Source organism: Micromonospora sp. NPDC000668, assembly GCF_042897975.1.
GTDB lineage: Bacteria > Actinomycetota > Actinomycetes > Mycobacteriales > Micromonosporaceae > Micromonospora.
In genome coordinates this window covers 150,413-162,410 of record NZ_JBIAYP010000002.1, presented here as the reverse complement: position 1 = coordinate 162,410, position 11,998 = coordinate 150,413, and the positions used below count along the sequence as shown (strand labels likewise).

The window sequence follows — 11,998 nt, the reverse complement described above, 5'->3', positions numbered from 1 at the left end:
CGGTGTCTTGGCGCCGGAATGCCCCAATGTCGGCGACATGGAGTCGATCAAAGGGCGGTGGTCGCGCTCAGAGGATGTGCAGGGCGGTGCAGAGCCAGCGGCCTCGTCGGTGCTCTAGGCGGAGCGCCATCGCCCAGCTCCGACCACCGCCGCCGGTGACCACGGCGGCTGCCTCCACCGCGGACTCGCGGGGCTCGCAGAGCCGCAACCGGAGCAGTCGGACCACCGGCCGCGCGGCGCGGCGGCGGGGCGACCCGGCTCGCCCGGACGCCCGGGCCAGCTCAGTCAGCAGCTCACCGGCCCGGCCCGGGTCGAGCAGGGGTCGCACCTGCGCCGGTGACCGGTAGCCGTTGACCACCTCCAGGCAGGTGCCGACGAAACGGTGCGCGGCACGGGTCGCCTCGGGCGCGGTCGCCGGTGGCAGCGGTGCGCCCGGGTGGGTGGTGGGCCGGGTGGGCACCCGTCGGAGGGCAGCGCGACGGTCCGGCGGCCGAACCGGGTCCGGACGGGTCGAGGCGAACAGGTCCAGGGCGAGTTGGCCGTGGGTCGGCGCCGGCCAGTACGCCCCGTCGGCCTCGTCCGCGTACGGCGGGTCGATGGGCGGGACGGGGCGCAGCCGCACGGGTGGTCGGGACTGACCGGGTCGCGGCTCGCTCATCGTTGCCCCCTTTTGATCTTGCGTTTGCCTGCGTTTGCCTCCGACAGACTCGATTCTGAGTGATGGAACGGCTGCGGTCAATGGCGCAGTGGAGGCAGGGGGCTACTCCGGGTCGCGCTCGACGAGTGGGTTGTCCTGGACCCAGTCAGCGGTCTCGGTGTATTTGCGCTCGATGTACTCCTCCAGCCGGGCACGCTCGACCCGCCACTGGCCTCGTCCACCGATCTTGATCGCCGGCAGTTCCCCGCTGCGCACCATGTGGTAGACCTGCGAGTCCGACACGTTCAGCTCGGCGGCGACGTCGGAGAGCAGCAGGAACCTCGGCTCCACAGAAACTCCCGGGGTTGATGTCGTTTGCCTCAGTTTGCCATTGACAGCCCCGGCGGCCCAGCACGCGGGGCCCGACGGCGGACCGACCATGGCGAGACACACCGGCGGGGAACTTCCACCGGCCGGAGGCGAGGTGTATGACGGTCACGGCGTGCGGCATGATCTGCGCCCGTGCCGGCTGCCGCCGGTGGAGGACTGAGCGGGGAGACGACCGGTGACCGACGAGCTTGTCCGGGTGTATGTGCCGGCGACCGTACCGATGCTGGCCCGGCTGCGGGAACAGGGGCTGACCGCCGACAGCGGGCACGCGGTGACCCCGGCGCTGCGCGAGTGGTACGCGGAGGGCGATGAGGAGGAGTTGGAGTACGTGGCGTTCACCCGCGCCGCCCAGGACGCGCTGCACCTGCTCCGGGCCGATCCGGCCGCGCCCCGCCGTCGGGTCGTCGTCTCGGTCGACCTGCCTCCGGCCGCGGTCGGCCGGGGCGATGGTGAGCTGGGTTCCAGCATGGTGACGTTGGCCGACGCCGTGCCGGTGGGCGCCGTCGCGGCGATCCACGTGGACGGCGCCGACGCTGTCGAGGAGGTCGCCGCCGCGGCCGACGTGGTGGCCGAGGCCGCCGCTGGCGACCCTGACGCCCAGTTCACGGTCGACGGCGCCCAGGACCACGAGTTGGAGTGGTACGACGTGACCGAGTTGGACCTGCTGCTGCGCGCTGCCGGCTGAGCCGGCCGCCCGGTCAGCGGGCTGGGTCGGCCTCGGCCTGGTCCGCGTCGACACTGTCCGCGTCGGCCGGATCCGAGTCGAACGGGTCGGCCCGGTCCGGGGCGCTCGCCGCGACGGGTTCGTCGTCGTCGGAGTGGGCTGGGCTGAGCGTGCGGCCGAACGCGATGAGCGCGGTCAACGCCCCCACGAAGAGCACCCAGATGCCGTTGTCCACCCGCGAGGTGCCCAGCGAGGTCTGCGCCACCGCGTCCGCCTCGCTCAACGCGCTGGCCAGGTCGAGCAGTGACCGGCCACCGATCCGGATGATCACCTCGGCGAGCAGCAGGAGCAGCCCCGGCCCAGCACCGGCGAGCAGGTAGGCCGGCCAGCGCAGCGTCGGCGTCTCGGGGTCGCGGCGGACGGCCCGTCGGCGTGCCCAGGTCAGGTAGCCGAAGGCGAGGAGCCCGGCCAGCAGCCCGGCGAGGAGCGACTCGGTGCGCGACACCCACTTCGCTGCGTCGACCAGCGACTCCTGGCTGTCGCCCGCGCCGAAGAGGTCGAACAGCGGGTCCCGGGCGGGGCTGAACGCGACCACGAAGACCAGCGTGCCCAGCGCGGCGGTGACCACCGCACCGACCGCCGGGGCCGTCCGCGCACCGGCGATTGCGCCACCGATGATCGCCGCGGCCGCGGTGGTGCCGGCGATCACGTTGGTGGTCGACGTGTCGAAGTAGGTGAGGTTGATCGCCAGCGCGGCGGCCAGCCCGACCAGCATTCCCGCCCCGATCGCCCCGCCGAAGCGCAGGGTGATCCAGTCGCCGTACCGGCGGGACAGCACGTTGCCGCAGGCCAGGGCGACGGCCGCCCCGGCCACCAGCGCGGCTGAGATCACGCCGGGCAGGGCGAACGCGGAGAGGCTGATCGCGGTGACCCCCGCCGCCGACGAGATGATCGCCTCTCTGGTCGACCAGAGCATGGCGGCCAACCAGCCCAGCGCCAGCAGCGCGAGCACCGCGGCACCGGGCGCGGGCACCGGCCGGCCGCCGGGGGTGGCCGTGTCGACCGCCGGCTCGTCCGACTCCGCGGCCGGGACGCGGCCGGGCTGCTTGGTCATCGTCTCCCCTTCGAGGCGGCAGGTCACCGACCACTCAGGGTACGCGGGTCCGCTGGGCGCCCCCGCCGCCCGGGACTGGCCGCGACCGGTACGGCCCGGCCCGGCTCCCCCGGGACGGGTGCCGGCGTCCGCCCGCGACGCATCGGTAAGGGGAGGAGGGGTGGGGCGGTCCTTGATGGGAGGGTGGTGGTGCAGGTGAGGCGGGCACCCCCGCATGGAACAATCGCGGGAGGTCCCGCCGCTGCTCGGCCCTTTCGCGCGGCGTCCGGTGTCCGGCCGTCCGGTCGGTGCCCGCGGGTCCGGTTTCGCCACTGCTGTCGAGATCGCCAGGAGCCTTGATGGACGCCGTGTTCTCCGTACCCGAGCCGCGCAACGAGCCGGTTCGCAACTACGAGCCGGGCAGCCCCGACCGGGAGCGGCTCCAGCGGCGGCTGAGCGAGCTCGCCGCCGAGCGCATCGACCTGCCGATGACCATCGGCGGCGAGCAGCGGATGGCCGCCGGTGATTCGATCAACGTGGTGCAGCCGCACCAGCACGCGCACGTGCTGGGCGTGACCGCGCACGCCACCCACGACGACGCCCGTGCCGCGATCAAGGCGGCCAAGGATGCCGCTCCGATGTGGCGGGCGCTGCCGTTCGAGGAGCGCGCCGCGATCTTCCTGCGCGCCGCCGAGCTGCTCGCCGGTCCATGGCGGGACACCCTCAACGGCGCCACCATGCTCGGCCAGTCGAAGACCGCGATCCAGGCGGAGATCGACGCGGCCTGCGAGTTCATCGACTTCCTCCGGTTCAACGTGCACTTCGCCCGGCGCCTGCTGGAGGAGCAGCCGACCTCCTCGCCCGGCGTCTGGAACCGCTTCGACCACCGCCCGCTGGAGGGCTTCGTCTACGCGGTGACCCCGTTCAACTTCACCGCCATCGCCGGCAACCTGCCCTCGGCGCCGGCCCTGCTGGGCAACACGGTGATCTGGAAGCCGGGCCCGACGCAGCAGTTCGCCGCGCACTTCACCATGCGGCTGTTCGAGGCCGCCGGCCTGCCGCCCGGCGTGATCAACATGGTGACCGGCCGGGGCGAGGAGGTCTCCGACGTCGTGCTCGCCGACCCGGACCTGGCCGGCATCCACTTCACCGGCTCGACCAAGGTCTTCCAGCAGCTCTGGCGGACCGTCGGCGACAACATCGCCCGCTACCGGGGCTACCCGCGGCTGGTCGGCGAGACCGGTGGCAAGGACTTCGTGGTCGCGCACACCAGCGCCGACGTGGACGCCCTGCACACCGCGCTGATCCGTGGTGCCTACGAGTACCAGGGCCAGAAGTGCTCGGCGGCCTCCCGGGCGTACGTGCCGCGCTCGCTCTGGGAGGGTGGGCTGCGGGACCGGCTGGCCGCTACCACCGACTCGCTGACCTACGGCGACGTGGCCGACTTCAGTAACTTCGGCGGCGCGGTGATCGACGACAAGGCGTTCGCCCGGCACACCGCCGCGCTGGAGCTGATCGCTGGCGACGACACCTGCCGGGTGCTGGCCGGCGGCACCGCCGACGACTCGGTCGGGTACTTCGTCCGGCCGACGCTCTTCGAGTGCAGCGACGCCGCCCACGAGACCTTCACCACCGAGTACTTCGGGCCGATCCTGGGCGTGCACGTGTTCGACGACGCCCGCTTCGACGAGGTGGTCGCGCAGGCCGAGTCGATCGCGCCCTACGCGCTGACCGGGTCGGTGTTCGCCACCGACCGCCGGGTGATCGACGCGGTCGGCGAGCGGATGCGGTACGCGGCCGGCAACTTCTACATCAACGACAAGCCGACCGGCGCGGTGGTCGGGCAGCAGCCCTTCGGCGGCGCCCGGGCCAGCGGCACCAACGACAAGGCGGGTTCCTGGCTCAACCTGGTCCGCTGGGTGTCGCCGCGGACGATCAAGGAGACCTTCGTGCCGCCGACCGACCACACGTACCCGCACATGGGCTGACCGGCGCCGACCGCCGGCGGCGCACGTGCGCTGCCGGCGGTGGCCCGGCCGGGGTTCACCCCATCGCCGTACCCATCGATGGTCCTCAACGGACAGTCTGTCGCCGACAGTGCACATAGGAAGTCCTGTCGGGTGGCAAACCGTCAAATCCTGGACGCCGCGAGCGCAAAGTGGCAGCGTAGTGGGCATGGCGGATTCCGGAGTCAACCCTACGGCGGCGGCCCTTCTCGGCCTGCTCCATGAGGGCCCGATGACAGGCGGTCAGTTGATGGCCGCCGCTGAGCGCCGGCTGGCGCCGTACTGGTCGATGACCCGCAGCCAGGTCTACCGCGAGTTGCCGGTGCTGGCCGAGCGGGGGTTCGTGCGGCTCGGCAAGCCGGGGCCGCGGATGAGCCAGCCGTACTCGCTCACCGCTGCCGGGAAACGGACATTTTCCCGCTGGCTGACGGAGAACCCGGGGCGGGACACCATCCGCAACCCGATAGCGCTCCGGATGGCGTTCGGCGAGCTGCACTCCGCCAGCCAGCTGAAGGGGCTGTACGCCTCCGCCAACGAGTACCACACCGAGGCCCTGGCGCAGGTCCGGGAACAGGTGAAAAACGCCAAACGGGACGGGGAGACGTACGACGCCAGCGCGCTGGAGTTCGCCGTCGCCTACCACCGGGCGGCCCTGTCGTGGCTGAAGTCCGCCCCCGTCGGGTGACCTCCGGCGGGTTCGCCCATAGGGAACGAGCTGCTTCGCTCGCGGCACAGTACGCTTATCTGTCGTGACCGCTGCCGATTACGCCGAACAGCTCAAGGAACTCGACGCGACCCTGCGAAACATCGAGGCCGTCCTCAACCTTGACCGTCTGCACGAGGACAAGGCCCGGCTTGAGCAGGAGGCGTCCGCCCCCGACCTGTGGGACGACCAGGCCAAGGCTCAGCAGGTGACCTCGCAGCTGTCGTACGTCAACGGCGAGATCAGCAAGCTGGGCAGCCTGCGTTCGCAGCTCGACGATGCCCAGGTGCTGCTGGAGCTGGCCGAGGCCGAATCCGACCCGGGCGTGCTCACCGAGGTCGAAGCGGAGATCACCGGGCTGACCAAGGCCATCCAGGAGATGGAGGTCCGCACCCTGCTCTCCGGCGAGTACGACTCCCGGGAGGCGCTGGTCGCCATCCGGGCCGGCGCCGGTGGCGTGGATGCGGCGGACTTCGCCGAGATGCTCCTGCGGATGTACCTGCGCTGGGCGGAGCGGCACGGCTACCCGACCGAGGTCTACGAGACCTCGTACGCCGAGGAGGCGGGCCTGAAGTCGGCCACCTTCGCGGTCAAGGTGCCCTACGCGTACGGCACGCTCAGTGTCGAGTCGGGCACCCACCGGCTGGTCCGGATCAGCCCGTTCGACAACCAGGGCCGCCGGCAGACCAGCTTCGCCGGCGTCGAGGTCCTGCCGGTCACCGAGCAGACCGACCACATCGACATCCCCGAGAACGAGATGCGGGTCGACGTCTACCGCTCCTCCGGGCCGGGCGGGCAGAGCGTCAACACCACCGACTCGGCGGTGCGGCTCACCCACATCCCGACCGGCATCGTGGTGACCTGCCAGAACGAGAAGTCCCAGCTGCAGAACAAGGCCTCCGCGATGCGGGTCCTCCAGGCCCGGCTGTTGGAGCGCAAGCGCCAGGAGGAGCAGGCCAAGCTGGAGGGGCTCAAGGAGAACGCCGCCGGCTCGTGGGGGGACCAGATGCGGTCCTACGTCCTGCACCCTTATCAGATGGTGAAGGATCTCCGAACCGAGCAGGAGACCGGCAATCCGAGCTCGGTCTTCGACGGCGAGTTGGACAGTTTCATCGAAGCCGGCATCCGCTGGCGCAAGCAGCGCCAACTCGCCGGCGACGGTGCGTGACGACACGCAGGCGGAGCGCGTCGTCGATCTCCTGGTAGACCCCTAAATCGAGGACGCGCGGCGTATCTACGGGGCGTGGGGCTTGGCACTGTCGTTACACCGCGTAGACTCACCACCCGTGATTCAGCTTGAGCAAGTGACGAAGACGTACCCGAAGGCGTCCCGGCCTTCGCTCGACAACGTGTCCGTCTCGATCGAGAAGGGCGAGTTCGTCTTCTTCATCGGTCCATCCGGCTCCGGCAAGTCCACAATCATCAAGATGCTGCTGCACGAGGTCGCCCCCAACAAGGGGCGGGTCATCGTCAACAGCAAGGACGTCACCTCGATGCGCTCCTGGAAGCGACCCCACTTCCGGCGCTCGATCGGTTGCGTTTTCCAGGACTTCCGGCTGCTTCCGAACCGCACCGCCTACGAGAACGTGGCGTTCGCCCTTGAGGTGATCGGCAAGACCAAGGCGGTTGCCCGCCGGGTTGTGCCCGAGGTGCTGGAGCTGGTCGGGCTCGGCGGCAAGGAGCACCGCTACCCGCACGAGCTCTCGGGTGGTGAGCAGCAGCGCGTCGCCGTTGCCCGGGCGTTCGTGAACCGTCCGCTGATCCTGCTGGCGGACGAGCCGACCGGAAACCTGGACCCGGACACCTCGATCGAGATCATGCGTCTGCTGGACCGGATCAACCGCACCGGCACGACCGTCGTGATGGTCACCCACGACTCCAACATCGTGAACCAGATGCGCCGCCGCGTCGTCGAGATCGAGAGCGGTCGCATCGTGCGTGACCAGGCCCGCGGCGTCTACGGGTGAGCCGGCGCTCCACCCCTGCGCAGCCTGACGACGAACACCTGATGCCGGAGACCCGGAGGAAACCCCGATGCGCGTGAAATACGTCCTGTCCGAGGTATTGGTCGGACTGTGGCGCAACGTGACCATGTCCATCGCGATGATCATCACGATGGCGGTCTCGCTGACCATGCTCGGCGCCAGCGGTCTCATGTACCGCCAGGTCGACGACATGAAGGACCTCTACTACAAGAACATCGAGGTTTCGATCTTCTTGAGCCAGGAGGTGACCGAGCAGCAGCGCACCGACCTGAACGCCAAGCTGGACGGCGACCCCCTGGTGAAGGAGGTCCTCTATGTCAACAAGGACGAGGCGTACAAGCGCTTCAAGGAGATGTACCAGGACGCGCCGGACCTGGTGAACGCGGTCAAGCCGGACCAGCTGCCCGAGTCGTTCCGGCTGAAGCTGAACAACCCGGAGCAGTACAAGAACATCTACGACCAGTACAAGGAAACCGAGGGCGTCGACGAGATCGTCGACCAGAGCCGACTACTGGACAAGATCTTCAACATCCTCACCTCGATCCAGAACATCGCGCTGGCCGCCGCCATCGTGATGGCCGTCGCCGCCCTGCTGCTGGTCGCGAACACCATCCAGGTGGCCGCCTACAGCAAGCGGCGTGAGGTGGCGGTCATGAAACTGGTCGGCGCTTCCAACTGGTTCATCCAGGCGCCGTTCGTGCTGGAGGCGGTGGTGGCTGGCCTGATTGGCTCGCTGCTCGGCCTGGTTGCCCTTGTCGCGGCGAAGTATCTGCTCTTCGACGGGTCACTCAGCGCGTTGCAGGGCCTGCTCTCGCCGATCAGCTGGGGTGACATCCTGTTCATCTTCCCGCTGATGGCCGGCGTCGGTGGCCTGGTCAGCGCCGGCACCGCCTGGATCACCCTCCGCTTCTACCTGCGGGTCTAGGCGCCGTACGGGTCGTCCCGTCATCGCCCGAGGGCCCTCCCGCTGCCGGAAATAAACGGCGCGGGAGGGTCCTTGTCATTCAGGTAGCATGATCGGTTGTCCGGCCGGGGTGATCCCGGCCATGGACCTTCCGGGAGAGGGGGTGGCACCGATGCCACGGGAAAAGGGGCGCAAGGTCGTCGCCTCCAACAAGAAGGCGCGCCACGACTACTCGATCCTCGACACGTACGAGGCGGGCATGGCGCTCACCGGCACCGAGGTCAAGTCGCTGCGGGCCGGGCGCGCGTCGCTGGTGGACGCGTTCGCCCAGGAGCGCAACGGCGAGCTGTACCTGCACTCGATGCACATCCCGGAGTACACCCAGGGCACCTGGACCAACCACGAGCCCCGGCGTACGCGCAAGCTGCTGCTCAACCGGGGCGAGATCGACCGGCTGCTCGGTAAGACCCGTGAGGGCGGTCTGACCATCGTCCCGTTGCAGGTCTACTTCTCCGACGGCTGGGCCAAGGTGGAGATCGCCCTGGCCAAGGGCAAGAAGTCGTACGACAAGCGTCAGGACCTCGCCAAGCGGGACGCGGACCGGGAGATCGCCCGGGTCTCCGGCCGGCGTGGCAAGGGCATGGACGACTGAATAATCCTGTTTGTCCGGGTCGGCGCGCCGGCCCGGGGCTCGGGATGAAACCCGTTGCGGCAGGCGTTAGTCTTGTCAGTGCCGCCACATCGGCGGCCTGTCGAGGGGGTGACTGGTTTCGACTTCGTACGCAGCGACAGGGGAAGCGAGCCGAGGAAGCCGACGTCGTCTCGAGAATCGGTCGTCGGAAACTTATAAGCGCCAAGAACAATCGCGCTGACTTCGCTCTCGCCGCCTGAGGCGAGTAGCTAAGTCTGTCGGCCTGGGAACGCCTTCGTCCCAGTAGCCGGCATCAGCTAGGAGGCTGGCCAATCGGACCCGGTCGCGGGGTCCGTGCGGCGAGATTAATCAGCGACTGGGCCCGTCACACCAACTTGCTCGCGTGAGCGGTGGGGCCGAGTAGAGGCACAGCGAGCTGCGCTCGGAGAAGCCCTGACAAACCGGCGAAGGACCCGGGTTCGATTCCCGGCACCTCCACCACCTCGAAGCGATGCGCCCCGGCCCCCCGGCCGGGGCGCATCGTCGTATCCGGGCCCACTCGGCTCCGGCACTCCCGGGAGCCAGGACGCCGGCTGCGGCGTGGCTCGCCTACGCTGCCGGCTGTGACGAACGAGGAGCTGCGCCTGTCGGTCGGCGCGTCACCCGCTCAGCGCACCGTCTCGGTGGTGGTCGGCGTCTTCGTTGCCGCCGTCGGCGCGGCGTTCGTGGTGCTGCCCCTGGTCGCCGACGGGCTGCTGCGCCGGCTGACCGGCCCGGGCGACGGGCTCGCCACCTACGAGGAGGCTCGCGACCTGCCCCCAGGGCTGCTGCCGCCCGGGCTGCAGGATTCCGGCAGTGGCGGGGACCAGACCGGCCCCGGCCCGCTCGTCGGGCTGTGCGGCCTGCCGTTCGCCCTGCTCGGTGTCTACCTGGTGCTGCGGGTGCTCCGCACGGCCGCCTGGCTGGACGGCAGCCGGGTCCGGGTGCGCGGGGCGTTCGCCAGCCGAACCGTCGACCTCGCCACCGCCCGAATCGACGCCGCGACCCTGCCGTACCGCGAGGCGGGGGACGACGTGCGGGCGCGCGGGCACCGGGTGCCGGCCGTCGTCGCCACCGATGGCGAGAGCGGGCGGCGGGTCACCATCCCACTGCGCGGCATGGGGCTGGACACCCTGCCTCCGTCCGAGCTGCGGGCGCTGGCGGACGCGATCAGCACCGGGCGTCCCGTGGACGGGCGCGACGGCGACGCGCACGCCGCCGCCAGCCACCTGCGCCGCCTGGCGGAGCACCCGGCGGCGCGCTGACCGGCTGCACCGCCTCGCGAAAAGGTGTGCCTGTGGTGTCTGTGGGACTGCTGCTGCGGATGGGGCAGATGAGGCGTCCGAGGGCTCTGGACAGGGCGGACGAGCGGGTTCACCATCGCGGTATGCGGTAGCAACGCAGCGCGGGAGGTGCCCATGGCCACCGGTCCGGTCCAGCAGCCGTCACGTGCCGCCGCGTATCCGCATTCGGCCGGTCTCCCCGCCGGTCCGCACCCCACCGGGCTGCCCGGTGACCCGCGCCCGGCCGGGCTCGCTGGTGACCTGCACGCGCTCGCCCGGGCCGTCGCCGTCGCGGCGACCGAGCCCTGTTGGCGCGAGCGCGTGCTGGTCCGGTTGCGCCCGGTCGGGCAGGGCTTCGCCGAGCACGTCCGGGTCACCGAGGGTCCCACCGGCCTCTACTGGGAACTGCTCGCCCACTCACCCCGGCTGGACCACGGGGTCCGGCTGCTGACCCGGGAGCACGCCGAGATCGTCGCCGCGATCCTGTCCGTGCAGCGGGCCGCCGAGCAGCCCCAGACCTGCCCCGACGAGGTGCGCGGCCGGGCTGGGCACCTCGTGCGGACGCTGGCCCGGCATCGACGGCGCGGCGCCGACCTGCTCTGGCAGGCGTACCAGATGGATCTGGGCGGCGAGACCTGAGCCGGCTGCCGGTGGTCGGGGAACCGGAGCGTCGGCGGGTGCGTCGTACCAGCATGCGTCGATCGATCCTGCTGCTCACTCTGCCCCTGCTGGTGCTCGCGGCGGGCTGCGCTCCGACCGACGCCGACGCGCCCACCGCCCCGGAACACCGTTCGGAGGCGTTCGAGCAGCGAGCCACCGAGGTCGCAGAGGCGTGGCGGCCCGGCGCCGACTGGCGCACCGGGTACGTCCCGTTGCAGGGACCGACCATCCTCAACGGCGACCCGGGCTTCACGCCGGACACCGAGGCCGCCTTCCGGGCCGGCTGGTACCGCGCGCAGGTCCCGATCCCGCACACCCGGGTCGGTGGGGAGATCCGCTTCCCGGACGGACGGCTGACCCTGCCGTTGGTCAGCGCGGCCGAGGCGTACCGGCAGCTCGACCAGGGCGATCCGCTGCCCTGTCCGGGACGGCCGAAGCGGCCCGGACTACCGACCCCCGGCCCCACCGTCGAACCCGGGCCGGACGGCTGGGTCAGCAGTGGCCCAGAGACCGCCTGCCTTCCGCTGACCGTCACCGGGGTCACGCTCGGCACCGTGCCGGTACGCACCAGCCGGGGCGAGGCGCAGGTCCCGGCCTGGCTGTTCACCATCAAGGAGCTGGCCATCCCGGTGGCCCGGCTCGCCGTCGCGCCGACGGCGGTCACCCCGGTCCCCGAGCCCACCGCGCCGGTACGGCCGCTGCCGGACGGGTTGGTGGCAGCCCAGGACCTGACGGCCGTCGACGGTGCTCGGCTGACTGTCCGGCTGGGTGTCGGCGCCTGCGACACCGGGATCACCCCGCTGGTACAGGAACGGCCGGACGTGGTGGTGGTCGGCGGCGGGGTCACCCGGTCCACCGGTGAGTGCATTGACCTGCTCAAGCTGGAGCCGGTCACCGTCACCCTGGCCGCGCCGCTGGGTGCCCGGCCGGTGCTGGACGTCTCCACCGGCGCGCCGCTGTCGATCGCCCCCCGCTGACCGCGCACGACCGTCTCGGACGGGCC

At 70.8% G+C, this 11,998-nt stretch carries 13 protein-coding genes and 1 other RNA gene; 11 read left to right on the top strand and 3 right to left on the bottom strand.

Annotation, left to right across the window (positions count from 1 at the left end; translation table 11 throughout):
- Positions 1 to 67 precede the first annotated feature (67 nt).
- On the bottom strand, positions 68 to 658 hold the full coding sequence (locus ACFY29_RS10175) for an Rv3235 family protein (RefSeq protein ID WP_386984962.1): 591 nt from the start codon (positions 656 to 658) through the stop codon (positions 68 to 70).
- 102 nt (positions 659 to 760) lie between these two features.
- Complete coding sequence (locus ACFY29_RS10170) at positions 761 to 988, bottom strand: helix-turn-helix domain-containing protein (protein ID WP_328423779.1); 228 nt, start codon at positions 986 to 988, stop codon at positions 761 to 763.
- 214 nt (positions 989 to 1,202) lie between these two features.
- Between ACFY29_RS10170 and ACFY29_RS10165 the strand changes: the two genes are divergently transcribed.
- Positions 1,203 to 1,712, top strand: coding sequence for a DUF6912 family protein (locus tag ACFY29_RS10165; protein WP_386984960.1), 510 nt, complete (start codon positions 1,203 to 1,205; stop codon positions 1,710 to 1,712).
- A gap of 13 nt (positions 1,713 to 1,725) precedes the next feature.
- On the opposite strand, the gene ACFY29_RS10160 is transcribed toward ACFY29_RS10165, so the two are convergent.
- The gene (locus tag ACFY29_RS10160; RefSeq protein WP_386984958.1) at positions 1,726 to 2,805 is read right to left on the bottom strand and encodes a hypothetical protein; all 1,080 of its coding nucleotides are present in this window, start codon (positions 2,803 to 2,805) and stop codon (positions 1,726 to 1,728) included.
- A 338-nt stretch (positions 2,806 to 3,143) separates the two neighbouring features.
- Here ACFY29_RS10160 and pruA point away from each other — a divergent pair, with 338 nt between their 5' ends.
- From pruA to ACFY29_RS10110, 10 genes are all read left to right on the top strand, one after another.
- Complete coding sequence (pruA, locus tag ACFY29_RS10155; RefSeq protein WP_386984956.1) at positions 3,144 to 4,772, top strand: L-glutamate gamma-semialdehyde dehydrogenase; 1,629 nt, start codon at positions 3,144 to 3,146, stop codon at positions 4,770 to 4,772.
- 187 nt (positions 4,773 to 4,959) lie between these two features.
- Positions 4,960 to 5,475: a PadR family transcriptional regulator gene (locus ACFY29_RS10150; protein WP_328423787.1), complete on the top strand. Its 516-nt coding sequence runs from the start codon at positions 4,960 to 4,962 to the stop codon at positions 5,473 to 5,475.
- Positions 5,476 to 5,539: 64 nt separating this feature from the next.
- Positions 5,540 to 6,661 (top strand): peptide chain release factor 2, encoded by a 1,122-nt coding sequence (prfB, locus tag ACFY29_RS10145; protein WP_328423789.1) that lies wholly within the window; start codon positions 5,540 to 5,542, stop codon positions 6,659 to 6,661.
- Positions 6,662 to 6,779: 118 nt separating this feature from the next.
- A complete protein-coding gene (ftsE, locus tag ACFY29_RS10140) occupies positions 6,780 to 7,460 on the top strand; it encodes a cell division ATP-binding protein FtsE (protein WP_328423791.1) in 681 nt (226 codons plus the stop codon).
- Positions 7,461 to 7,527: 67 nt separating this feature from the next.
- Positions 7,528 to 8,403, top strand: a complete 876-nt coding sequence (gene ftsX, locus ACFY29_RS10135) for a permease-like cell division protein FtsX (protein ID WP_355606617.1) — start codon at positions 7,528 to 7,530, stop codon at positions 8,401 to 8,403.
- Positions 8,404 to 8,554: 151 nt separating this feature from the next.
- On the top strand, positions 8,555 to 9,034 hold the full coding sequence (smpB, locus tag ACFY29_RS10130; protein ID WP_328423795.1) for an SsrA-binding protein SmpB: 480 nt from the start codon (positions 8,555 to 8,557) through the stop codon (positions 9,032 to 9,034).
- A 104-nt stretch (positions 9,035 to 9,138) separates the two neighbouring features.
- Positions 9,139 to 9,514: a transfer-messenger RNA gene (gene ssrA / locus ACFY29_RS10125) on the top strand.
- 122 nt (positions 9,515 to 9,636) lie between these two features.
- Positions 9,637 to 10,317: a hypothetical protein gene (locus tag ACFY29_RS10120; protein ID WP_386984952.1), complete on the top strand. Its 681-nt coding sequence runs from the start codon at positions 9,637 to 9,639 to the stop codon at positions 10,315 to 10,317.
- Positions 10,318 to 10,470: 153 nt separating this feature from the next.
- Positions 10,471 to 10,974, top strand: coding sequence for a hypothetical protein (locus ACFY29_RS10115; RefSeq protein ID WP_386984950.1), 504 nt, complete (start codon positions 10,471 to 10,473; stop codon positions 10,972 to 10,974).
- A gap of 53 nt (positions 10,975 to 11,027) precedes the next feature.
- A complete protein-coding gene (locus ACFY29_RS10110) occupies positions 11,028 to 11,972 on the top strand; it encodes a hypothetical protein (protein WP_386984948.1) in 945 nt (314 codons plus the stop codon).
- The last annotated feature ends 26 nt before the right edge of the window (positions 11,973 to 11,998 follow it).

Excerpts from the sequence above, each read along its gene's own strand:
- ACFY29_RS10175 (WP_386984962.1), bottom strand. The coding sequence starts at position 658 with ATGAGCGAGCCGCGACCCGGTCAGTCCCGACCACCCGTGCGGCTGCGC.
- ACFY29_RS10160 (WP_386984958.1), bottom strand. The coding sequence starts at position 2,805 with ATGACCAAGCAGCCCGGCCGCGTCCCGGCCGCGGAGTCGGACGAGCCG.
- pruA (WP_386984956.1), top strand. The coding sequence starts at position 3,144 with ATGGACGCCGTGTTCTCCGTACCCGAGCCGCGCAACGAGCCGGTTCGC.
- ACFY29_RS10150 (WP_328423787.1), top strand. The coding sequence starts at position 4,960 with ATGGCGGATTCCGGAGTCAACCCTACGGCGGCGGCCCTTCTCGGCCTG.
- ftsX (WP_355606617.1), top strand. The coding sequence starts at position 7,528 with ATGCGCGTGAAATACGTCCTGTCCGAGGTATTGGTCGGACTGTGGCGC.
- smpB (WP_328423795.1), top strand. The coding sequence starts at position 8,555 with ATGCCACGGGAAAAGGGGCGCAAGGTCGTCGCCTCCAACAAGAAGGCG.
- ACFY29_RS10115 (WP_386984950.1), top strand. The coding sequence starts at position 10,471 with ATGGCCACCGGTCCGGTCCAGCAGCCGTCACGTGCCGCCGCGTATCCG.
- ACFY29_RS10110 (WP_386984948.1), top strand. The coding sequence starts at position 11,028 with ATGCGTCGATCGATCCTGCTGCTCACTCTGCCCCTGCTGGTGCTCGCG.